Origin of the sequence: Bradyrhizobium sp. 87, assembly GCF_023073015.1 — a bacterium.
Classification (GTDB): domain Bacteria; phylum Pseudomonadota; class Alphaproteobacteria; order Rhizobiales; family Xanthobacteraceae; genus Bradyrhizobium; species Bradyrhizobium canariense_D.
The window spans coordinates 159,733-181,244 of record NZ_JADPIQ010000048.1; the positions used below are offsets into that span (position 1 = coordinate 159,733).

At 64.9% G+C, this 21,512-nt stretch carries 17 protein-coding genes, 1 tRNA gene and 1 riboswitch; of the genes, 10 read left to right on the forward strand and 8 right to left on the reverse strand.

The features are described from left to right. Positions 1-268: 268 nt before the first annotated feature. A complete protein-coding gene (locus tag IVB50_RS10365) occupies positions 269-2,287 on the forward strand; it encodes a hypothetical protein (protein WP_157643122.1) in 2,019 nt (672 codons plus the stop codon). A 194-nt stretch (positions 2,288-2,481) separates the two neighbouring features. Here the strand turns inward: IVB50_RS10365 and IVB50_RS10370 are convergent. The 4 genes from IVB50_RS10370 to IVB50_RS10385 all read right to left on the reverse strand — a co-directional run bounded on the left by IVB50_RS10370 (position 2,482) and on the right by IVB50_RS10385 (position 6,572). Beyond that, positions 2,482-2,557 (reverse strand) — tRNA-Thr (locus tag IVB50_RS10370). 100 nt (positions 2,558-2,657) lie between these two features. Then, the gene (locus IVB50_RS10375) at positions 2,658-4,457 is read right to left on the reverse strand and encodes a heme biosynthesis HemY N-terminal domain-containing protein (protein ID WP_018459703.1); all 1,800 of its coding nucleotides are present in this window, start codon (positions 4,455-4,457) and stop codon (positions 2,658-2,660) included. A 36-nt stretch (positions 4,458-4,493) separates the two neighbouring features. Further along, the gene (locus IVB50_RS10380) at positions 4,494-5,756 is read right to left on the reverse strand and encodes a hypothetical protein (RefSeq protein WP_018459702.1); all 1,263 of its coding nucleotides are present in this window, start codon (positions 5,754-5,756) and stop codon (positions 4,494-4,496) included. Between the two features lie 69 nt (positions 5,757-5,825). After that, entirely contained in the window at positions 5,826-6,572 is a 747-nt protein-coding gene (locus IVB50_RS10385) for a uroporphyrinogen-III synthase (RefSeq protein WP_247295803.1), read from the reverse strand. A gap of 163 nt (positions 6,573-6,735) precedes the next feature. Here IVB50_RS10385 and tsaD point away from each other — a divergent pair, with 163 nt between their 5' ends. From tsaD to IVB50_RS10400, 3 genes are read left to right on the forward strand one after another with little or no spacing between them, the layout of a single operon-like run. Continuing rightward, positions 6,736-7,809: a tRNA (adenosine(37)-N6)-threonylcarbamoyltransferase complex transferase subunit TsaD gene (gene tsaD, locus IVB50_RS10390; protein ID WP_018459700.1), complete on the forward strand. Its 1,074-nt coding sequence runs from the start codon at positions 6,736-6,738 to the stop codon at positions 7,807-7,809. 2 nt (positions 7,810-7,811) lie between these two features. Then, positions 7,812-8,792, forward strand: a complete 981-nt coding sequence (locus IVB50_RS10395; RefSeq protein WP_018459699.1) for an NAD(P)H-dependent glycerol-3-phosphate dehydrogenase — start codon at positions 7,812-7,814, stop codon at positions 8,790-8,792. Between the two features lie 2 nt (positions 8,793-8,794). Then, a complete protein-coding gene (locus tag IVB50_RS10400) occupies positions 8,795-9,208 on the forward strand; it encodes an EVE domain-containing protein (protein WP_026233864.1) in 414 nt (137 codons plus the stop codon). An 81-nt stretch (positions 9,209-9,289) separates the two neighbouring features. Here IVB50_RS10400 and IVB50_RS10405 read toward each other — a convergent pair whose 3' ends face one another. Continuing rightward, positions 9,290-10,384 carry an adenylate/guanylate cyclase domain-containing protein gene (locus tag IVB50_RS10405; protein ID WP_018459697.1) on the reverse strand — a complete coding sequence of 365 codons (1,095 nt, stop codon included), beginning with the start codon at positions 10,382-10,384 and terminating at the stop codon, positions 9,290-9,292. 101 nt (positions 10,385-10,485) lie between these two features. Between IVB50_RS10405 and IVB50_RS10410 the strand changes: the two genes are divergently transcribed. Next, positions 10,486-10,941: an SRPBCC family protein gene (locus IVB50_RS10410; RefSeq protein WP_018459696.1), complete on the forward strand. Its 456-nt coding sequence runs from the start codon at positions 10,486-10,488 to the stop codon at positions 10,939-10,941. Between the two features lie 11 nt (positions 10,942-10,952). Here IVB50_RS10410 and IVB50_RS10415 read toward each other — a convergent pair whose 3' ends face one another. Beyond that, the gene (locus IVB50_RS10415; RefSeq protein WP_018459695.1) at positions 10,953-12,122 is read right to left on the reverse strand and encodes a DNA topoisomerase IB; all 1,170 of its coding nucleotides are present in this window, start codon (positions 12,120-12,122) and stop codon (positions 10,953-10,955) included. A 400-nt stretch (positions 12,123-12,522) separates the two neighbouring features. Between IVB50_RS10415 and acs the strand changes: the two genes are divergently transcribed. After that, a complete protein-coding gene (acs, locus tag IVB50_RS10420; RefSeq protein WP_247295805.1) occupies positions 12,523-14,469 on the forward strand; it encodes an acetate--CoA ligase in 1,947 nt (648 codons plus the stop codon). Between the two features lie 443 nt (positions 14,470-14,912). After that, positions 14,913-15,428 (forward strand): L,D-transpeptidase, encoded by a 516-nt coding sequence (locus IVB50_RS10425; protein ID WP_018459693.1) that lies wholly within the window; start codon positions 14,913-14,915, stop codon positions 15,426-15,428. A 54-nt stretch (positions 15,429-15,482) separates the two neighbouring features. Here IVB50_RS10425 and IVB50_RS10430 read toward each other — a convergent pair whose 3' ends face one another. Both IVB50_RS10430 and IVB50_RS10435 read right to left on the reverse strand, forming a co-directional pair. Then, positions 15,483-16,073, reverse strand: coding sequence for a thermonuclease family protein (locus tag IVB50_RS10430; RefSeq protein ID WP_026233862.1), 591 nt, complete (start codon positions 16,071-16,073; stop codon positions 15,483-15,485). A gap of 57 nt (positions 16,074-16,130) precedes the next feature. Next, positions 16,131-16,340: a DUF1674 domain-containing protein gene (locus tag IVB50_RS10435; protein WP_018459691.1), complete on the reverse strand. Its 210-nt coding sequence runs from the start codon at positions 16,338-16,340 to the stop codon at positions 16,131-16,133. A 186-nt stretch (positions 16,341-16,526) separates the two neighbouring features. On the opposite strand from IVB50_RS10435, the gene IVB50_RS10440 reads away from it, so the two are divergent. The 3 genes from IVB50_RS10440 to purH all read left to right on the forward strand — a co-directional run bounded on the left by IVB50_RS10440 (position 16,527) and on the right by purH (position 21,504). Further along, complete coding sequence (locus tag IVB50_RS10440; RefSeq protein WP_247295808.1) at positions 16,527-17,873, forward strand: RsmB/NOP family class I SAM-dependent RNA methyltransferase; 1,347 nt, start codon at positions 16,527-16,529, stop codon at positions 17,871-17,873. A 156-nt stretch (positions 17,874-18,029) separates the two neighbouring features. After that, positions 18,030-19,748: a heparinase II/III family protein gene (locus IVB50_RS10445; protein ID WP_026233860.1), complete on the forward strand. Its 1,719-nt coding sequence runs from the start codon at positions 18,030-18,032 to the stop codon at positions 19,746-19,748. Between the two features lie 59 nt (positions 19,749-19,807). Beyond that, positions 19,808-19,889: riboswitch (ZMP/ZTP riboswitch) on the forward strand. Between the two features lie 22 nt (positions 19,890-19,911). After that, entirely contained in the window at positions 19,912-21,504 is a 1,593-nt protein-coding gene (gene purH / locus IVB50_RS10450) for a bifunctional phosphoribosylaminoimidazolecarboxamide formyltransferase/IMP cyclohydrolase (RefSeq protein WP_018459688.1), read from the forward strand. Positions 21,505-21,512: the final 8 nt, after the last annotated feature.

Consider the following 21,512-nt stretch of genomic DNA (forward strand, 5'->3'; position numbering starts at 1 on the left):
AACTGCCGCTCGGGATGGTCATCGTGCGGAAGCACCCCGCTCTAGTCCGCTAGGGCGAACCTCTGAACCACCCACAAAGCTGAGCGACCCAATTAGCGAGTCGCGATGGCACAAATTCGGCCGCGTCGCCCTTGGGTACCGCCGTCGCGCCCATGCGACGTACATCAAAGCGCTACTGTCTACAGACCTGCGCCTGCAACGAACGATCCAGCAAGTCGCCTCCAAAGGATCAACGCTCCTCGCGACAATTGTGTCCGTGATAATCTCGGTGCTCTTCTACACCATCGCTGACAGCACGGATATCAAAGCAAGTGAGATGCACTTAGCCGCCGCCCAAATAATTGGCGCTGCGCTTGCGCTAGTTTTGTCTCTTTCAATTATTCCTGCGCAACGCGCCGCCGAATTATTTTCTATCTCTGTTTTGCAGCAGTTCGCTAAGGATCGTGCTCTTCTCGGCGTTTTTTTGATTTTGGTGGCGACTACGATGCTCTCGCTCTTGCTGGGGACGCGGTGGTCCGTCCGGCTCGATCCGAAGATGTCCCTGGTGCTGCAATTCCTTCTTCTTGGAATATCATTCGATGCTCTGCGCCGCTTCTACGTTTCAACACTTAACCTGCTTGCACCAGAGTCGGCCATCCGACAAATCGTACGGGTCAGCAGCGCGCAGATTCGCAGGATAGGACGAGCTGCTGAGAAGGTGGTCGCAATTCAAGTCGTTGCTAACGGCGCGCCGAGTAAGATGGATCAGACACTCCACGCACAAACAATTGTGCGCACGCGCTTACCTCAAGGACTCCAACACTCGATTGCGCAACTTGAGGAATTTGCGCACCGTTTCATTGCTCGCCGCGACTCGAATGCGACCATCGAAACCCTCGGCGCGCTTGAAACTATCGCTACCGAATACTCAGACCTACGAAAGAAGAGCATAACGCTTCATGTAGATCCCAAATTTCCATTTGCTGGATACCTGAGCGACGTATCGGACGTATTGAATCCCATCTACGAGAGCATACTGCACATCATAGAGGACGCGATTGCCGCCAAGAACGAGCGAGTTGTGCAACATTCAATCTCGTCAATGGGCCGGATGACATTGCAGGCTATGTCTGTTGTCGCGCCCGGCGCGGCAGAGCAGAGAGTAGCGCCGCTGGCCTATAGTGCTTGCTTTTACCTTCACCGCGCGGCGCGTTTGGTGCTTGCGGCCAACATGCCCGACGCAAAATTGCGTGCTATTTCCAGTTTCGGAGCCGTGCTTCAAAACCGCTCGACTGATGTGGGCTCTACGGAAACAACAATGGAGGCGAACGAGGCGCTCTTTGACATTGCTGTGGATGGATACGGTAAGTCGGATCAGATTTCGGTGTTCCGCTCGTTTGAAGCCATTCTTTTCGCGGTCCGTTTTGAAATCGAGAACGACTTGTTCGAAGTAGGGTCGCTAAAATCGACGTTAGACCAAATTTCCGAACTAATTCCGTCCGAGATATTGGCTGACGCCGCAGGTAAACGCCGTTTACACGTTTTCCCGGCTTACGCACTCGGCTTTGAAGCTAGCATCCCGGCGCTGGTCGAAAGCATCGCGGCAAAGATCAAGGTTGATCCAGAGCGGCCATGGAACGATCCCTTCGCCGATCTATCTGAGGCCGCGGAAGAAGTCCGCGGGCATTACCGACGCCTGTCGAGTATCGATTTTCAAGGCACCCTATTGGCCAAATGGGTGCTGGACTCCCTCGATGCGATTCTGAAAGTGCTCATGCGCCAGATCGCGCATCCACCTTCAGGTGCAGAGGAATTTATCTCGACGGTTGTGGATGACCTAAAGCCACTCATAACTTGGGTGGGAGGATTTTTTCCTGCTGATCGTCCTGCAAAGGGACACCACTTGTCCGACGCGACGGCCAATCTTGCGGTCTTTGGACTCGATGCGCTCGACAAAGGCTGGCCCGACATCGCGCAGACCTGCGCAGAAACAATCGAAAGAATTGCTGATAACGTCGGGGGAAAGATCAGCGCCTATAACTTGGCCGACATACATGTCGATCTAGAAGTTATTGCCCGAGCCGGTGAAAGGACAGCCGGAAAAGCGTTTGCTGCAAACGTTCGATCCATGATCTCTCTGCCCGCAAATCTCGACCAAGATAGTCAAAAGCATCACCTTGAAGCGCGGGCAACACGGTTTGCCCAATTGGACGAAGCTGTATCAAAGGCAGGCCGTCGGCCGTACTCAATGAAAGCCGATCCTGCCGAGCGCCTGCACGCGTTCTTTGAAATTCATCCGCAGCGATAGTGCATGCCCGGCGGTGATAGCGAGGATCGATGCAATGGCGACGGATGATGACCGCAAGCTAATAACCGCCGCGCGAGACGCGCTGCACCTGAAGCAGACGCCTGCAACCTCTCGACACCCGTTCGGCGCGAGGCTGTCACCCATGTCTTAGGTACGTTCCGTTACCCATGTCTTCGGGCCGGACACTGGGGCGCTGGTGCCGCAAGAGGGATTCGAACCCCCGACCCCGTCATTACGAATGACGTGCTCTACCAACTGAGCTATTGCGGCGAACCTTGCCGGGGCCCGCGCGAGGCCGGTCCCGTTACGCGCGCTCCTGATATCGGGCATGGCCCGAATTGGCAAGGTGGCGCCGGCTCCCAAATGCCGCTCACCCGCCCCAGCGAGACCAGAATCCGCGCCAGCCGCCGGCCTGGGCCTTTGCGTGGTCCCTGGGCGTGCCGATTTGTTCCGTAAATTCATCGCTCGGACCCTCGTCATCGATCCCGGGATCATCAGGCGCGCGGACGATCGGGATGACGGCGGGAATAGGCGCTGGTGCCGGCTTGCCAAGGTCGGCGCGGGTCCGGAACACCGGCGTTGCCGCCGCGGACGATGATTCGGCGATCTCAGGGGCCGGTTTGAGCGGCTCGGCAGGCGTGACGACCGGCTCTTCCTTGACGGTTTCTTTGGCGGTCTCCTCGACGGCTTCCTTTAAGATTTCCTGGGCTTCAAGGGGCGGCGAATTGTCCTGCGGAGCGGGCACCGGATCCGGCGCCATGACAGCCGGTTCCACCGGGCTCTCGCTCGGGGCCGCCGTCACCCGCTTCGGCGGCGGAGCCGCCAGCATCGCTTCCTCGAAGGCCGAGGATTCGATCATGGCGCCTTTGTCGGAAGGAAGACTCGCGACTGGCGTTTGCCACTGGAAGGCGTCAAGACGGCCGGTGACCGGGGAAACCGGACGCCAGCGGTCGCTGACATAACCGTCCGCAGTCCAGGCCGGATCATGGCGGGCGCGCACCGCGCGCAAGGTCCAGGCGCGGGCCCGGCCGCCGTCACCATGCTCGGTCCGCTCGATCTCGGCCATCAGCATCGCCACGCGCTGGGTGGGATCGTTGACGTAAGGCGCCAGCACCGCGCGCGCACGGGCAAACTCGGACGCATCGATCGCGGCGCGCGCGATCGCCAGCTGGCCCTCGATATAGCCAGCATTGTCGGCAGAAATCTTGGCCGCAAGCGTCTCGACCCGCTGCAGGCGCTGCCGCGCGGAATCGCCGAGCTTCACATGCGCATAGGCATCCGCAAGATCAGGATGCGGATTGGCGAGCCAGGCGGTTTCCACCAGCTTCATGGCGCGGCGCACCTGATGCGCCTCGCTCTCGAATTTTGCAGCGAGCACTGCGGCCGGAACCAGGGTCGGCGCGAGCTTGACCGCCTGCATCACGCTCTCGCGCGCGACGTCGCGGTCCATTGTTTCCAATTCCAGCGCGCGGGCGGCGAGCAGCACGCCGCGCTGGCGGCGATAGGCCTGCTTGTCGATCAGGCCCGCGGACAGATTCGAATCGAGGATCGCGAGCGCGCCGCTCCAGTCGCCGCGCGCGCAGCGGAAGCCGAGCACCGCATGCGAGGCCCAGGTCGAGGACGGCGACAGCTTGATCGCTTCCTCGGCGATCATCACGGCGCCGACCGCATCGTCGGCGCGCTGCGCCTCGATGAACAGGCCGCGCAGGCCGAGCAGGCGCGTGTCCTCGCGCTCGGCCATGGCACGGAAGACGCGCTGGGCCTCGTCGCGATTGCCCTCGAGCTGCGCCGATTGCGCATGCAAGAGAAGCGCGAGCGGATCGTTTGCAGCCAGCCGCCGCGCGGTATCGGCGTGGCGACGGGCAAGCGCGGTGTCGCCATGGCCGATCGCAAGCAGGCCGTGGGTGATGGCGTGGCGGCCGCGAGCATGGCGCTTTTCGTGACGACGGCGGCGCAGACGCCCCGGAGCGCGCCAGGCCATCGTCAGCAGGCTCCAGACCAGCACGACTGCCGCGGCAAAGAGACCAAGCAAGAACACGAAGCGGGGAAGCGTCGTTGTGGCGCGGAAAGCGCCCGCAGTCAGGACGAGGTCGCCGGGCTGATCGGCAACCCAGGCCGCGCCGGCCGCCGCCAGTGCGATCAGAACGAGGAAGAGGACGATGCGAAGCATGACGATCCCTATACGCGCTGATTGTTGCGCGAACCTTTATTGACCAGGCTTGACGAGATCCGCCATGGCGGCGTCGGCGAATTTGCGTGACGCGGCGAGCGCGGCGTCACGGGCATCGGTCTTGTCGAGCCAAGCTTGCGCCGGTGCACGATCGGCCTCGGGCAGCGTTTTCAACTCGCGCCGCGCCTCGACGAAATCGTTGCGCAACGCAGCCGCCGTCACCCGCGCGACGATCGCGCCGCGATCGTTGCCGACCCCGTCGGTACGCTCGATGCGGACGAGTTTCGACGCCCCCGCCTGAAGGCGCTCGACGATTCCGGTGCCGCTGGCCGGAGCTTCCGCCGGCGGCGACAATTTTGGCACGATGTTGAGGAGCTCGCGACTCAAGGCGACCGGCGTCGGAATGCCTGACGACGCAAAGGTGTCGAGCGGCTTCAGCATCTCCGGCTTTGCTGCCAGCGACCGCGCGGCGGCGAGCTGCGACTCGTAGGCATCGCCATGGCGAACGGCGACGTCGAGCAGGGCCGCCGCCACCACATGGCGCAGCGGCTTGTCGTCCATCGTTTTCGCGTCGGCGATCTTCTCGCTTTGCTGTGCGAGTTCCGCACGTTCGGTCTTGCTGGCACGTTCGAGCTGAGCGAGGCGGTCGTTGAGAGCGGCAAGATCGGGCGCGGCAGCGCGCGGCGCCGATGTCGCGTCGTTTAGGGCGCTGGCAGTCTTGTCGGATTGTGCGCGCAGATTGGCGATCTCGCTGCGCAGGCTCGTTGCGGATTTCTCCAGCGCATCGATCCGCGCCACCATGGCCGGATCGGCGGCCGGCTTGCCCGTCTTGGCTTCGACCGCGGCCACGCGCCCGCTCAGCGCCTCGACGGTTGCGCCCGTCACTTGCGGAGCAGCCGGCGGCGCCTGCACGGCAGGCCAGCCCAGCATCCAGCCGACCGCGATCACGATTGCGGCTGCGACGGCGCCGGAGAACGCAGCGATAACCCAGGGTGAAATCGACGGCGATACCGACGCGGACGCAACGGAAGACTCTTCTTCGGCAGGTTCGGGCTGCGGCGCGGCAATAGCTTCTTCGGACCTTACCTCTTGAGACTTTTCCTCTTGAGACTTGCCCTCTTCAGATTTGGCTTGCTCATGCGCGGCCTGTTCGGTCGCTGCCCCAGCCTCAGGCTCGCCCGTCACCTGCTGCGGCTGAGTCGAGACTTCCGTCGCCTCGAGGTCGATGGTGGGCGGGATGCGCTTGGCGCGGCCGGACTCGGGAGCCAATCCTGCGTCTTCAGGCTTGTCGTCGGCCATCGTGACGGTTCCTCACACTTACCTGCCCTGAACGAACGGACCCGATTGCGTCGGATTCGGCCCGACCTCTTACGCCAAACGGGTGCGCAAAGCACGCTCCAAGGTGTCAAATAAGGCATTTTCGTCCGGCGTCGCCGCAACCAGAACCTGCGAGGCACCGGCCTCGCGCAGTACGCCGGCGACCGGCTCGGACAGGCAGCACTGCGGGATCGCCAGAGCCGAGATTTCGACACCTTCCGCCCGCGCGGCCTCCAGGAAAGCCCGCGCGCTGCGCCGGGAGTAGTGCAGCACCGCCTCGATCCCATGGGCGGCAAAGCCTTCACAGACATCGCGCGGCAACAGCTTGACTGGCGCCATGCGATAGGTCGTCTGCGTGATGACGATGAAGCCTTCGGCGCCCAGCTCCCCGCCGAGGTCGCGCGACAGATCCGCGCCCGCGAGATAGAGCAACGTGCTCTTTTTCTTCAGCCGCTTGTCGCGCGCGCTCTGCATCACCTTGTCGCGCAGGGCAGCGGCATCGCCACCGGCGACGATCACCTCGGCAAAACCGGCATCGCGCCCGGCGGCAGCCGTGTGCTCGCCGACCGCGAACAGCGGCCGCTGCAGGAGACCAAGGTCCGGTAATTGCGATGCGACGCCACGGATCGCATTGGCCGATGTGACAATGACGGCGCTGTAGCTCGTTTCACTCTCGTCATGGAAGGCGACCGGCTCGAACTTGAGCACCGGCGCGAGCAGCACCACATGACCCCGTGCACGCAGATTTTCCGACGTCGCCTCATTGTCGGGATGCGGCCGTGTGACAAGAATGGACATCGCTTGTGTTCCCGAACCACGTGGCGGTGGCGCTTTCACGAGGAACGGCAGCGCGTGACGATTGCGTTGGCCGACCCCGGAATGCTACCGGACGTACCAGAACTCTGCTTTGCGGATGAGCGCAAGGGGGCGGGAAGGGCGCAAATTGGATAACAATTCGCCAATGCTGGTACTGGGCATCGAAACCACCTGCGACGAGACCGCCGCGGCGGTGATCGAGCGTGCGCCTGACGGCAGCGGCAAGATCCTGTCCAATATCGTGTGGTCGCAGGTCGAGGAGCATGCCCGTTTCGGCGGCGTGGTACCGGAGATCGCGGCCCGCGCCCATGTCGACCTGCTCGACGGCATCATCGACCGCGCCATGACTGAGGCCGGCATCGACTTCGCCCAGCTCGACGGTGTCGCGGCCGCCGCGGGCCCGGGACTGATCGGCGGCGTCATCGTCGGGCTCACCACCGCGAAGGCGATCGCGATGGTGCACGACACGCCGCTGGTCGCGGTGAACCATCTGGAAGCGCATGCGCTGACACCGCGCCTGACCGACGCACTCGAATTTCCCTATTGCCTGTTTCTCGCCTCGGGCGGCCATACCCAGATCGTTGCCGTCACCGGCGTCGGACAGTATGTGCGGCTCGGCACCACCGTCGACGATGCGATCGGCGAAGCCTTCGACAAGGTGGCGAAGATGCTGGGGCTGCCCTATCCGGGCGGCCCGCAGGTCGAGCGCGCGGCAGCCAACGGCGATGCCGCGCGATTTGCGTTTCCGCGGCCGCTGCAGGGACGCCCCGACGCCAACTTCTCACTCTCGGGATTGAAGACAGCGGTGCGCAACGAAGCAAGCCGGTTGGCCGAGATCACACCGCAGGACGTCAACGATCTCTGCGCGAGCTTCCAGGCCGCCGTGCTCGACTCCACCGCCGACCGGCTGAGCGTCGGCCTGAAACTCTTCCGCGAGCAGTTCGGTGCACCGCGTGCGCTGGTGGCGGCCGGCGGTGTCGCCGCCAATCAGGCGATCCGCGGCGCGCTGCATGACGTTGCGAGGAAAGCCGGAACACAATTGATCATGCCGCCGCCGGCGCTCTGCACCGACAATGGTGCAATGATCGCCTGGGCCGGCGCGGAACGTCTCGCGCTCGGCATGACCGACACGATGGAAGCACAGCCTCGCGCGCGCTGGCTGCTCGATGCGAACGCGACGGCACCGGCCGGATACGGCAAGACACGCGCGGGATTCTAGCAATGACAGCGTTCCGATCTGTCGCGGTGATCGGCGCGGGCGCCTGGGGCACGGCGCTGGCGATGGTGGCGGCGCGGGCCGGACGGAACGTGACGCTGTGTGCGCGCAATTCCGAGCACGCGACGCGAATCGCATCGAGCCGCGACAATCCGCGGCTGCCGGGCGTGCGGCTTGCGCCGGAGATCATCGTCACGAGCGACCTGGCCCTCGCCGCACGCGCGGACATGCTGCTGATCGCAGTGCCCGCGCAGCATCTGCGCGGTGCTGTCAACATGCTCGCCTCGCACCTGGAAAAGCCGGTGCCGATCATTGCCTGCGCCAAGGGCATCGAGCACGGCACCCATAAATTCATGACCGACGTGATCGCCGAGGCCGCGCCTCACGCGCAGCCGGCGATCCTGTCGGGCCCGAGCTTTGCCGACGATGTCGCGCGTGGCCTGCCGACGGCGGTGACGCTGGCCGCAAAGGACGACGCCTTGGCGAGCCACCTGGTGCAGGCGCTGGGCTCGCCGACGTTCCGGCCCTATCACTCCACCGATGTCCGCGGCGTCGAGATCGGCGGCGCCGCCAAGAACGTGCTGGCGATCGCGGTCGGCATCGCGGTCGGGCGCAAGCTCGGCGCTTCCGCCCAGGCCGCACTTACCACCCGCGCCTTTGCCGAGCTGACACGCCTCGGCCGCGCGCTCGGCGCACGCAGCGAAACACTCACGGGCTTGTCTGGCCTCGGCGATCTGATCCTGACCTGCTCGAGCCCACAATCGCGCAATTTTGCGCTCGGCCTGTCGCTTGGCCGCAGCGAGCAGCCGCCCGCCGGCAAGCTTGCCGAAGGCGAATTCACCGCGCCGGTACTGATCGAGCTCGCGGCTTCGCAAAACATCGAAATGCCAGTATCGGAAGCCGTCGCATCGATCCTGACCGGCAGAAGCACGATCGACGCCGCGATCTCGGGGCTCATGACGCGACCTTTCAAGGCGGAGGAATGAACATGGCGTACTGGCTGGTGAAATCCGAACCATCGGTGTGGTCCTGGGACCAGCAGGTGGCGAAAGGCGCCAAGGGCGAAGCCTGGACCGGCGTGCGCAATTACACCGCGCGCCAGAACCTCGTCGCCATGAAGAAGGGCGACAAGGCGTTCTTCTATCATTCCAACGAGGGCAAGGAGATCGTCGGCATCGCGGAGATTATCAAGGAAGCCTACCCCGATCCGACCGACAAGACCGAGAAATTCGTCTGCGTCGACATCAAGGCCGACAAGCCGTTGAAGATTCCGGTGACGATGGCCGCGATCAAGGCCGAGAAGAAACTCGCCGACATGGCGCTGGTGAAATATTCGCGCCTTTCGGTGCAGCCGGTGACGGCCGAGGAATGGAAGCTCGTCTGCAAGATGGGCGGGATGTAGGCTTGGGTGCTGTAGCCCGGATGAGCGAAGCGATATCCGGGACTACTGCTGCGATCCCGCATGTCGCTACGCTCATCCGGGCTACGACATCGGAGCTTGTTTCTCCGGCAGCGCAAATATCTCGCATGGCGCGGCGATGCCCCGCAGCGAATGCGATCCGAGCGCGATCAGAGGCATGTCGGTTTCCGCGGCGAGCGCGCCCGACACCAGCACGGTTCTGCCGAGCGGCTTGCACAATCCTTCGAGCCGGCTGGCGAGATTGACGGCGGGACCGATTGCGGTGAAATCCAGCCGATTGGCGGCACCGATATTGCCCCATAGCATCTCGCCGAGATGCAGCGCCGCGCCGAACGCGAGCGGCGGCAGACCTTGAGCACGGCGCTCCGCGTTGAGATACACCATCCCGGCTTCGGCTGCGCGCGCGGCACGCAGAGCTGCATCGGACGCTTGGCGCGGTGACGGCCTGACCACCGGAAAGATCGCGAGCACACCGTCGCCGATGAATTTCAGCACCTCGCCGCCGAAGGCGTGGACCGCGCCGGCGATGCGATCGAACCAGGCATCGAGCGCCGCGATGACCTCGGCAGGCGGATTGGTTTCCGACAGGAGCGTGAAGTTGCGCAAATCGGCATAGAGCAGCGCGGCCTGTATGGTCTCGCCGAGGTCGCGCCGCAGGGGTGCCGCCAGCACCCGCTCCGCACTGCGCTTGCCGAGATAGGCATCCAGCGTCGCGCGCAACGTTGCACGCGCGGCAAGTACGGCAAGGGGTGTGGCGGCAAAGCGCGCGGCCTGGCGCAATTGCTCGGTCTCGTCCGCGGTGAACGGACGCGGCCCGATCCAGCCGAGCAACGGCCCGTCGGGCCGTCCGACCAAATCTTCGTGCACTTCACCCTCCGCGATGTCGCGCAGCCAGCGGCGGCCGGCATCGTTGGGCGGGTCGGGCGCGAGGCCGCCTGGTGCGAAGCCGAGCGCTTCGATCACCCGGCCGTTCTCCGCGCGCCACAACCAGGTCCGTTTCGCGATCAGCGGATGTGGCACCTCCAGCGTCAGGCTGCCCGCCGCAAGCGGCACGCCATCGGCGACCAGATGTGCGCCAAGGTCCGCGAGCAGGCGGTCGGCGCCGGCGCTATCGGCGGCGGCATCGACAAGCCAGGCGAGTGTCGGCGAGAGGTGCATGGCCCGATCATGACGAAGGCAGGCGGTCTTTGTCACGGGCAATCCTTGACGGGCCGCTCGAGCGCCGCCATGTCCCAGTGTCAGCCCAGGGGTGATCGTCGATGACCGAACCGTTCATAGTGCGACGCGAGACCCAGATCGCGGCCCCACGCGCCACCGTTTTCGCCTACCTGACCGACCCCGAGAAGATTTTGAGCTGGATGGGTTCCGACGCGACCACGGAGCCACATCCCGGCGGGCTGTATCTGCTCAAAGGCATCGGCCCCCGCGGCGGCGTTGCCCGCGGCGCATTCCGCGAAGTCGTGCCGGTGCATCGGCTCGCCTACACGTTTGGATGGGAGGGCGGCCAGGAAGTGCCGCCCGGCTCAAGCCTGATCGAGATCGACCTGATCGAACGCGACGGCGGCACATTGCTGCGCATGACCCATAGCGGGCTGCCGACCGAGGAACAGGCGGCCGCCCACGCGACGGGATGGGCGCACTATCTGGGACGGCTCACGGCGGCAGCCGCGGGCGGCGATCCCGGTCCCGACAACGGCGTTTCCAACAAGGCGTAACGACGCCGAGGTCAGACCGCCGCGGTCGCCACCACCTGCTGCAAAAGCTGCTCGCGCCTGGCCTGCGAGCGCTGGCCCTTCATGGTCGCGGCGAAGCGTTCCAGGATGCCGTCCTCGAACGCGGTGACGATGGTATCGTGAACATAGCTCTTGCGGCAGATCGCCGGCGTGTTGGAGAGCTGGTCGGCAGCGCCGCGGATCGCCTCCAGCACCTGCTTCTTGCGGCCGCGCTGGCTGGTCGCCGGCGTGATCCGCGACAGCGATTCCACGACGACGGCAGAGGCCATCAGCGTGCGGAAATCCTTCAGCGAGATCTTGATGCCGGCGATCTCGCGCAGAAACGCGTTCACCTGCGTGGTGCTGACCGCGCGCACGATGCCATAGGGATCGCGATACTGGAACATGCGCTTGCCGGGAACGCCCTGCAAGATCCCGATGGCGCGCACGAGCTTGGCCGCGTCGCACTCCTTGCGCACCGCCTTGCCGCCCTTCGCCTTGAAGGTCAGCACGAAGCTGTCGTCTTCCAGCGAGACGTTGGACTTCAGCAGCGTGGTGGCGCCGCGGGTGCCGTTGAGACGGGCATAGGATTCGTTGCCGGGGCGGATCGCGGTGCGCGCGATCAATTCGATGACGGCGGAGAGCGCGAACTCGCGGGTCGGCTCGTCGCCCGACAGGAACGCCGAGACCTTGCGCCGGATCTTGGGCAGCGCGCCGACGAGCTTTTCCAGGCGATGCGCCTTGCGTTGCTCGCGGACCTTCTCCCAATCGGCGTGATAGCGATATTGCAGCCGGCCCGCGGCATCGCGTCCCACTGCCTGGAGATGCGTGCTCGGATCGGCCGAGTAGCGCACCTCGCGATAGGCCGGCGGCACCGCCATCGAATGCAGCCGCCGAATGGTGCGGGCATCGCGGATGTGGACGCCGTTAGGCCGCACGAACGAATAGCCCTTGCCGCGCCTGACGCGGCGGATGGTCAGCTCGTTCTGGTCGCCGAGCCGCAGGCCCAGTTCCTTGGCGAGGGCCTCGACCGTCGTCGACGGCGCCGCGTCGAACACTTTCTTCGGGCTGGGACGGCCGGAACCGGCCGGTTTCGGCCATTGTCCGAGGGCTTTGGCCAGCGCGATGGCTGCAGGATCGGCTGAAGCGGGCCGTATCGTCCCGAGATTCTGCTGATCCATCATAGTCTTATGCCTTAGCCCTGTCTGTTGTCGGTCAATGCCGCTGTTCTGATTTTTGTTCCAAGGGGTCTCGTTGGACCCGGGTTGGCCATTTAGGGTGTTCCGAACCGCATTGCGAGTCCCGAATCAGTGAGAGGCGGTTTCTAAATACCTCTGCTGAATGCATGGCGCTCTGCGCGGGCCCATTCCGAGCATCTGGGTGAAGACCCCAAAGCCGCCCGTCGCCCTGTTTCAAAACTGCGACAGTCGCACGAAACGGCTTGATCCTCCGCATGGCAGGCTGCTCGCCGAAGGTCCAGCTTGTGCACCTTGTCGGGTCCGGTTAGCCCGACGCATAATCGGTTCAACGATCAAGTCGGCTCGCCAGTGGTCCGTGCTCGGCTCGCCGTATGTGGAGGGAAACATGTCCGAGAAGATCTACGACGTCCCCGCAGAATGGGCGAAGCGCGCCTGGGTCGACCAGGCCAAGTACAAGGACATGTACGCCCGCTCGATCTCGGACCCGAACGGTTTCTGGGCGGAGCAGGCCAAGCGCATCGACTGGATGCACGCGCCGACCAGGATCGAGAACGTCTCCTTCGCGCCCGGCAACATCTCCATCAAATGGTTCGAGGACGGCGTTCTCAACGTCGCCCATAATTGCATCGACCGGCATCTCCACAATCGCGCCAACCAGACCGCGATCATCTGGGAAGGCGACGATCCCTCCCAATCCCGGCACATCACCTACAAGGAGCTGCACGACGAGGTCTGCCGGATGGCCAACATCCTGCGCACCCGGAACGTCAAGAAGGGCGACCGCGTCACCATCTACCTGCCGATGATTCCGGAGGCGGCCTACGCGATGCTGGCCTGCGCGCGGATCGGCGCGATTCACTCCGTGGTGTTCGCCGGCTTCTCGCCCGACAGCCTCGCCCAGCGCATCAACGACTGCCAGTCCAAGGTGATCATCACCGCCGATGAGGGCCTGCGCGGCGGCAAGAAGGTGCCGCTGAAGGCCAATGTCGACGCGGCGCTCGCCAAGGCAGACGGCGTCGACTGGGTCGTCGTGGTCAAGCGCACCGGCGGCGCGGTCGAAATGAATCCCTCGCGCGACCTCTGGTACCACGACGCCGCCAAGATGGTGACGACCGAGTGCCCGGTCGAGCACATGCACGCCGAGGATCCGCTGTTCATCCTCTACACCTCGGGCTCGACCGGCCAACCCAAGGGCGTGCTGCACACCTCCGCCGGCTATCTCGTGTTCGCCGCGATGACGCATCAATACGTCTTCGACTATCACGACGGCGACATCTACTGGTGCACCGCCGACGTCGGCTGGGTCACCGGCCACAGCTACATTCTCTACGGACCGCTCGCCAACGGCGCGACCACGCTGATGTTCGAAGGCGTGCCGAATTACCCGGATAATTCGCGATTCTGGAACGTCATCGACAAGCACAAGGTCAACATCTTCTACACCGCGCCGACCGCGATCCGCGCGCTGATGCGGAGCGGCGACGCGCCCGTGAAGAAGACCTCGCGCGCCAGCCTGCGCCTGCTCGGCTCGGTAGGCGAGCCGATCAATCCGGAAGCCTGGGAGTGGTATCACCGCGTCGTCGGCGACGACCGCTGCCCGATCGTCGATACGTGGTGGCAGACCGAGACCGGCGGCATTTTGATCACGCCGCTGCCCGGCGCCACGAAGCTCAAGCCGGGCTCGGCGACGCAGCCGTTCTTCGGCGTGGTGCCTGAGATCGTCGACGCCGACGGCAACGTGCTGGACGGCGAGACATCAGGCAATCTGTGCCTGACGCGGTCATGGCCGGGCCAGATGCGCACGGTCTATGGCGACCACGCCCGCTTCGAGCAGACTTATTTCTCGACCTACAAGGGCAAGTACTTCACCGGCGACGGCTGCCGGCGCGATGCGGACGGTTATTACTGGATCACCGGCCGCGTCGACGACGTCATCAACGTCTCCGGCCACCGCATGGGTACCGCCGAAGTCGAAAGCGCGCTGGTGGCGCATGAGAAGGTCTCGGAAGCCGCCGTGGTCGGTTACCCGCACGACATCAAGGGTCAGGGCATTTACGCATATGTGACCCTGATGGCCGGCATCGAGCCAACCGAGGATCTACGCAAGGAGCTCGTCACCTGGGTGCGCAAGGAGATCGGCCCGATCGCTGCGCCCGACCAGATCCAGTTCTCGCCCGGCCTGCCCAAGACCCGATCCGGCAAGATCATGCGCCGCATCCTACGCAAGATCGCCGAGGACGAACCGGGCAGCCTGGGCGACACCTCGACCCTGGCCGATCCCGGCGTGGTCGACGACCTCGTCAAGAACCGTCAGAACAAAAAGGCGGTCTGAGCCACATCGTCCTGTGCCCCGGACGCAGCGTAGCGCGCACTTCGCGGTGCGCTGCAGAGTCGGGGCCGATGCAACGGCAGACTCTGTGGCCTTCTAGATCCCGGCTCTGCGTCGCACCGCTTCGCGCTGCGCCGCGTCCGGGACACGAGATCGCATCCCCGCGTTAGCGCTCCCCCGAACAACGGCCGTTCACATCCTCACGCACTTGTCAGGCCGCGCCCCGGCGCCCGGGCATCTTTCCCGCCAAGTGTTGTTTTCAGGTCATTTACTTTGTTTCGAACATTTCCTTTGTTCCCCCTGCTGGCTGGCCCTTGGCGGCCGTGCGTGGAAACCATCCGGTTAACAGGCGCGGTTAAGAATGTCCCCTAACAAGGACTTGGCGAGCCGGCGATTGCCGGTTTTGCGTAATCTTGGACGGTCCGTTCGGGGCAAGGGGAAAATCGATGTCGATGAGGATTGCTGTGGCGCTGGCCGCCACCGTCGTGACTGGGGTCTTAACGTTGACGGCGGCGCAGGCGCGGCCGGAAATGGTGGGGACGAACCTGGCTGACTATTCGCCGGGCACCATCGTGGTCAAAACCAACGAGCGTCGGCTCTATCTCGTCCTCGATAGCGGCCACGCCGTGCGCTACCCGGTCGGCGTCGGCAAGTCCGGCAAGCAGTGGGCCGGCACCACCCGCATCGACGGCAAGTACCGCAATCCGGCCTGGGCGCCGCCCGCCGAGGTGAAGCGCGACAAGCCCAGCATCCCGGACGTCATCCCGGGCGGCTCGCCCCGCAATCCGATGGGCGTCGCGGCGATGACGCTGTCCGGCGGTGAATACGCGATCCACGGCACCAACGTGCCGGGCTCGATCGGCGGCTTCGTCTCCTATGGCTGCATCCGCATGCTCAACGACGACATCACCGATCTCTACAGCCGCGTCTCGGTCGGCACGACGGTGGTCGTGACGCGCTGATCGCCGGCATCAGGACGACACGGCAATAGCCGCGTCGTTCGACGCGGCTTTTTGTCACCAGAAGCGCCAGCTCCGCGCGCACCAGCCGTCGCGATGGCCGCCATTGTAGCTCCGCGCGTAACCGCCCGCGAGCAACGCCGCCGAGACATTGGTCGTGCGTTTGGTCGCGACGTCGGCGAGAACGCGACCATATTTGTCGGCACCGAGGTTGGTGATCGTCACGCCACCCTGTGCGAGCAGATCGCGCAATGCGCGGGCCGCGGCTTCGGCCTTGTCCAGTTCCTCCTGGCAGGATGCTTTCATCTCGGGTGCGTCGATGCCGCGCAGGCGAACGCGCACGATGAGATCGCGGCCGTCGCGCTGACGAACGCGTGCGAGAAAGGTGTCGCCGTCAATGGTGCGAACGACATCGACCGGCTCGCGACGATCGGGATGGCCGCCTTGCTGGAGCACAATCTCGGCGTCTCGTGATTGACCGTCGGTCACGTGAGGGAACTGCCAGTTCATCCCATGCCGGGACGTGAACACCACGGCCACCACGATTCCAACCACGAACATCCACGGCAACAGCCCTGAGAACCGGCGACCAAATGGCGAGCCGCTGTATGAAGGCCGATATGGATGGCTTGGATCGAAACGCGACATCCGCGCACGCTAGGGCTGAGTCGGGCAGTCCGGCAAGCGAGCCTCAAAAGACAAGCTTCAGAAGTCGGAAGCGATGCCCTTGCGCTCCCAATCGCCATAGCGGGTCGGTTCGGGTCCTTTTGGGCCCTGCAACTCCTTTGGCGCCGCCTCGCCGTCGTTCTTGGCTCGGGCTGCCGCAGCCTGACGGCGCGCTTCGGCCTCGGCCAGCGCGCGCTGGGCGGCCGGCGTAAGCTGCTTGCGGTCGGGAACGGGAGGCTGGTCACTCATAGGCGGCTTTCTAGCGCGGGACGGCCCGCGGCGCGACGCCCAATAACGCATTCCTGAAATTGCTCCGAAAGGGCTGAAAAACCCGGAAGCGATTCTTACATTTGGCATATTCGCGTGCCAGAGATCGCCTTCTCAAGGCATGCGCCCATTACGGCGAACTGCCGCTGCTCAGAACCTTGTTTCCGCATGCCTTCTCAACGTTTCGCTCCTCCATCCGAAGTGCCCGGTCTCGCGGCGCGGCGGATTGCCGCCGACATCGTCGACGGCGTGCTGCACAAGCACCGCACACTTGACGAGCAGCTCGACGGCAGCGGCGCCCATCCCGGACTGAAGACGCTCCCCGACCGCGACCGCGCGCTGATGCGCCGCCTGGTCGCCACCGTGCTGCGCCGGCTCGGCACGCTCGGCCATGTGCTGTCCCGCCTGCTCGACAAGGGCATTCCCTCCGACGCGCCGCGCGCGCAGAGCGCGCTGTTGATCGGCGCCGCCCAGATCCTCTGGATGGACGTGCCCGATCACGCGGCCGTCGATCTCTCCGTTCGCCTCGTGCAATCCGACCGGCGCGCCGCGCGCTATGCCGGCCTCGTCAACGCCGTGCTGCGCCGCTGCGCCCGCGAGGGCAAGGCGCTGGTGGACGAGGTTGCCGCGCACTCGCTGGACCTGCCGCCCTGGATGGTCGCGCGCTGGAGCGCGCATTATGGCGAGACGGTCGCAAGGGACATGGCGCTCGCGCTCAGCCATGATCCGTCGCTGGATCTGACCGTGAAGTCGGACGCCGCGCAATGGGCGAGCCGGCTCCATGGCGAAGTGCTACCGACCGGATCGGTGCGCACGGTGCTGCACGGCGCGGTGACCATGCTTCCCGGCTTCGCCGAAGGACAATGGTGGGTGCAGGACGCCGCCGCTGCGTTGCCAGCCCGGCTGTTCGGCGACATCAAGGGCAAATCCATCGCCGATCTCTGCGCCGCTCCCGGCGGCAAGACCGCGCAACTGGCGCAGGCCGGCGCGCACGTCACCGCCATCGACCGCTCGCCTGCCCGGGTGGCACGGCTGCGCGAGAATCTGACGCGGTTGTCGCTGCAGGCCGAGACCGTCGTCGCCGACGCCGCGGAATGGGCCGGCCCTGCCGATGGCTTCGACGGCATCCTCATTGATGCGCCTTGCACATCGACCGGGACGATCCGCCGCCACCCCGATGTATCCTGGCTCCGGCAGGAATCCGACATCGCCGCAATGACCGCGCTCCAGCGGCGGCTGCTGCAAAAATCGGTCTCGCTACTCAAGCCCGGTGGGACGCTAGTTTATTGCACCTGTTCGCTGGAACCTGAAGAGGGCGAGCATGCGGTCGCCGCGCTGCTGACCGCGGAGCCCGGTCTTCGCCGGGTTCCGATCGATGCGTCCGAGGTGTCGGGGCTCAGCGAGATCATTACCGCCGAGGGCGATCTGCGCACCCTGCCCAGCCATCTGCCGAACGCCGATCCCAAGCTCGGCGGGCTCGACGGATTTTTCGCGGCCCGGCTCGTTAAATCCTGATTTTGCACTGGATTTTGCAAACACGGCACTGATTCGCGTCGTTCAAGGTGGTGTCGGCCGTCCGATTTTGGGATTAATAAGGATTCGTCGGAATCCTCTCCCCCATCAAGGCAAGGCGTGTCGGTCGCTCAACGCAGACGTATCTCGACGCTGGTGATGAACCGCTTCGCGCGGAACATGCTCGCGCGCGCGAGCGGCGGTTCCGTCGCCCTGTCGCGGGTTTGGCCCGGCCGCGCCGACCGGCTGATCATCGCGCCGCATGATCTACGCACCGCGGATGCGACCCGCGCCGCCGAGATCTATGCCGGCCGCTTCGTCTTCGCCGGCAAGATCGTCAATTGCCACGGCCGCTCGATCTTCGATCTCGAGCCGCCGTCGGAAGATTGGGAAGTTGCGCTGCTCGGCTTCGGCTGGCTGCGCCATTTGCGCGCCGCCGACACCGCGCTGACGCGCGCAAATGCGCGCTCGCTGATCGAGGACTGGATCGGCAACCCCGCCAGCAAGCGCCGTCCCGTCGCGCGACGCGCCGACGTGCTGGCGCGCCGCGTGATCTCCCTGCTGTCGCAGGCGCCGCTGGTGCTGAACGATACCGACAACAAATTCTATCGTCGGTATCTGCGCGCGCTGGCGCGCGAAATCCGCTTGCTGCGCTACACCATGGTCAACATCCCCGACGGAGTGCCGAAGCTCCAGGTGCTGATCGCGCTGTGCTATGCGGCGTTGTGCCTTGCCAACCAGGCAAGTCACATCCGCAGCACCTCGAAAAAGCTCTCGGATGAATTGCAGCGGCAGATCCTGCCCGACGGCGGCCATGTCTCGCGCAACCCGGGCGCGCTGATCGAGCTCTTGATCGACCTGTTGCCGCTGCGGCAGACCTTTGCCGCGCGCAACATCGCGCCGCCGCCCGCGCTGCTCAACGCGATCGACCGCATGATGCCGATGCTGCGCTTCTTCCGCCACGGCGACGGCAATTTCGCGCTGTTCAACGGCATGAGCGCGACCCCGTCGGACCTGCTCGCGACGCTGCTTGCCTATGACGACACCCACGGCGCGCCGATGTCGAACATGCCGCATACCGGTTTCCAGCGCCTCGATGCCGGCCAGACCACTTTGATCATCGACACGGGCCCGCCGCCGGCGGCCAGCGTCAGCCACGACGCCCATGCCGGCTGCCTGTCGTTCGAACTCTCCTCCGGCATCAGCCGCATCGTCACCAATTGCGGCATGCCGGCCACGGGCCGCGACAATTGGCGGCCGTTCGCACGCGGCACGGCAGCGCATTCGACGCTGACCTATCACGACACCTCGTCATGCCAGTTCGTGGAGATGTCGGCTATGAAGCGGCTCTTGCACGGCGCTCCGGTCACCAGCGGCCCCGTCGAGGTTGAGAGCTATCGCGAAATCGTGCAGAACGGCACCCTGCTCACGACGTCGCATGACGGTTACCTGACAAAATTCGGCGCGATCCACCGCCGCGTACTGATGATCGCCAATGACGGCGCGCGCATCGACGGCGAGGACACGTTGTCGCCGCCGCAAGGCGGGCGCTTCAAGGGTCCGGATGCCGATTTCGCGCTGCGATTCCATCTGCACCCGGCGGTGAAGGCGAGCCGGCTGTCCGACGCCCGCGGCGTCATGCTGGTGCTCCCGAATCGCGACGTCTGGACCTTCGAGGCGCTCGACGACAAGGTGGAGCTGGAGGACAGCGTATCCCTGGCCGGCAATGACGGCCCGCGCCGCACCGCGCAGATCGTGATCCGCCAGGACGCGCGGCAGGCGCCCTCGATCCGCTGGAGTTTTGTGCGCTCCACCGCCTCGCCGGCGGTCACGAATGCCCGCAGAAATGCACGGCGGGAGCCGGAACTTCCGCTGTAGACGCATGCGATTCGGCACCATCTGGTCGTTGTGATAGCGACCGAAAACTGCTATCGAGCCCTCGCTCGCGCGACTGGCGACCTTGGATGGAGCACCATCGGGAAGCGCGGGACACAGCTGCCGCGCGCCTGGGCATTACTCCTTCAGACAGAGGATCTTGCTCATGACTGACCATCCCCGCCGCGTCACCCGCGCACTTCTCTCCGTTTCCGACAAGACCGGCCTGATCGACTTCGCAAAGGCGCTTGCCGCGCACGATGTCGAGCTGATCTCGACCGGCGGCACCGCGAAGGCGATCGCCGCGGCCGGCCTCGAGGTGAAGGACGTGTCCGAGCTGACCGGCTTCCCCGAGATGATGGATGGCCGCGTGAAGACGCTGCATCCGAAGGTGCACGGCGGTCTGCTCGCGATCCGCGACAACAAGGACCATGCGGATGCGATGACGGCGCATGGGATCGCGCCGATCGATCTCCTCGTCGTCAATCTCTATCCGTTCGAGGCGACCGTCGACAAAGGCGCGGGCTTCGAGGATTGCATCGAGAACATCGACATCGGCGGCCCCGCGATGATCCGCGCCGCCGCGAAGAATCATGACGACGTCGCCGTCGTGGTCGAGGCGCAGGACTATCAGGCCGTGCTCGATGAGCTCGCCGCCAACAGCGGTGCAACCACGCTGAAGTTGCGCCGGCGCCTTGCCGCCAAGGCTTACGCGCGCACTGCCGCCTATGACGCCGCGATCTCGAACTGGTTCAATCGCCAGCTCGAGATCGACGCGCCCGATTTCCGTGCCTTCGGCGGCCGGCTGATCCAGTCACTGCGCTATGGCGAGAATCCGCACCAGACCGCGGCGTTCTATGCGACGCCCGACAAGCGGCCGGGCGTCTCGACCGCGCGGCAGCTCCAGGGCAAGGAGCTCTCCTACAACAACATCAACGACACGGATGCGGCCTATGAATGCATCGGCGAGTTCGACGCCAAGCGCACCGCAGCCTGCGTCATCGTCAAGCATGCCAATCCCTGCGGCGTCGCGGAGGGCTCCGACCTCGTCGGCGCCTACAGCAAGGCGCTGGCCTGCGATTCCACCTCGGCGTTCGGCGGCATCATCGCGATGAACCGCGCACTCGATGCTGACACCGCGCGCGAGATCACGAAAATCTTCACCGAGGTGATCATCGCGCCTGACGCTAGCGAGGAAGCGATCGCCATCATCGGCGCGCGCAAGAACCTTCGGCTTCTGCTCGCCGGCAGCCTGCCCGACCCGCGCGCGCCGGGCCTCACCGCCAAGACGGTGGCGGGCGGTCTCCTCGTGCAGAGCCGCGACAACGCCGTCGTCGACGACATGACCTTCAAGGTTGTCACGAAGCGCGCGCCCACTGATGCCGAGATGCGCGACCTGAAGTTTGCTTTCCGTGTCGCAAAACACGTCAAGTCCAACACCATCATCTACGCCAAGGATCTCGCGACCGTCGGCATCGGCGCCGGCCAGATGAGCCGGGTCGATTCAGCGCGGATCGCGGCACGCAAGGCTCAGGATGCGGCCGCCGAGCTGAAGCTCGCCGAACCGCTCACCAAGGGCTCGGTGGTGGCGTCGGATGCGTTCTTCCCGTTCGCCGACGGCATGCTCGCCTGCATCGAGGCCGGCGCCACCGCCGTGGTGCAGCCCGGCGGCTCCATGCGCGACGACGAAGTGATCAAGGCCGCCGACGAGCATGGCATCGCCATGGTGTTCACCGGCACGCGGCACTTCAGGCACTAGATCTGTCG

Bases quoted from the DNA above. Each gene is read 5' to 3' on its own strand.
- IVB50_RS10375 (WP_018459703.1), bottom strand. From the start codon at position 4,457: ATGCTTCGCATCGTCCTCTTCCTCGTTCTGATCGCACTGGCGGCGGCC.
- IVB50_RS10380 (WP_018459702.1), bottom strand. From the start codon at position 5,756: ATGGCCGACGACAAGCCTGAAGACGCAGGATTGGCTCCCGAGTCCGGC.
- IVB50_RS10385 (WP_247295803.1), bottom strand. From the start codon at position 6,572: ATGTCCATTCTTGTCACACGGCCGCATCCCGACAATGAGGCGACGTCG.
- tsaD (WP_018459700.1), top strand. From the start codon at position 6,736: ATGCTGGTACTGGGCATCGAAACCACCTGCGACGAGACCGCCGCGGCG.
- IVB50_RS10395 (WP_018459699.1), top strand. From the start codon at position 7,812: ATGACAGCGTTCCGATCTGTCGCGGTGATCGGCGCGGGCGCCTGGGGC.
- IVB50_RS10400 (WP_026233864.1), top strand. From the start codon at position 8,795: ATGGCGTACTGGCTGGTGAAATCCGAACCATCGGTGTGGTCCTGGGAC.
- IVB50_RS10405 (WP_018459697.1), bottom strand. From the start codon at position 10,384: ATGCACCTCTCGCCGACACTCGCCTGGCTTGTCGATGCCGCCGCCGAT.
- IVB50_RS10410 (WP_018459696.1), top strand. From the start codon at position 10,486: ATGACCGAACCGTTCATAGTGCGACGCGAGACCCAGATCGCGGCCCCA.
- IVB50_RS10415 (WP_018459695.1), bottom strand. From the start codon at position 12,122: ATGATGGATCAGCAGAATCTCGGGACGATACGGCCCGCTTCAGCCGAT.
- acs (WP_247295805.1), top strand. From the start codon at position 12,523: ATGTCCGAGAAGATCTACGACGTCCCCGCAGAATGGGCGAAGCGCGCC.
- IVB50_RS10425 (WP_018459693.1), top strand. From the start codon at position 14,913: ATGTCGATGAGGATTGCTGTGGCGCTGGCCGCCACCGTCGTGACTGGG.
- IVB50_RS10430 (WP_026233862.1), bottom strand. From the start codon at position 16,073: ATGTCGCGTTTCGATCCAAGCCATCCATATCGGCCTTCATACAGCGGC.
- IVB50_RS10435 (WP_018459691.1), bottom strand. From the start codon at position 16,340: ATGAGTGACCAGCCTCCCGTTCCCGACCGCAAGCAGCTTACGCCGGCC.
- IVB50_RS10440 (WP_247295808.1), top strand. From the start codon at position 16,527: ATGCCTTCTCAACGTTTCGCTCCTCCATCCGAAGTGCCCGGTCTCGCG.
- IVB50_RS10445 (WP_026233860.1), top strand. From the start codon at position 18,030: ATGAACCGCTTCGCGCGGAACATGCTCGCGCGCGCGAGCGGCGGTTCC.
- purH (WP_018459688.1), top strand. From the start codon at position 19,912: ATGACTGACCATCCCCGCCGCGTCACCCGCGCACTTCTCTCCGTTTCC.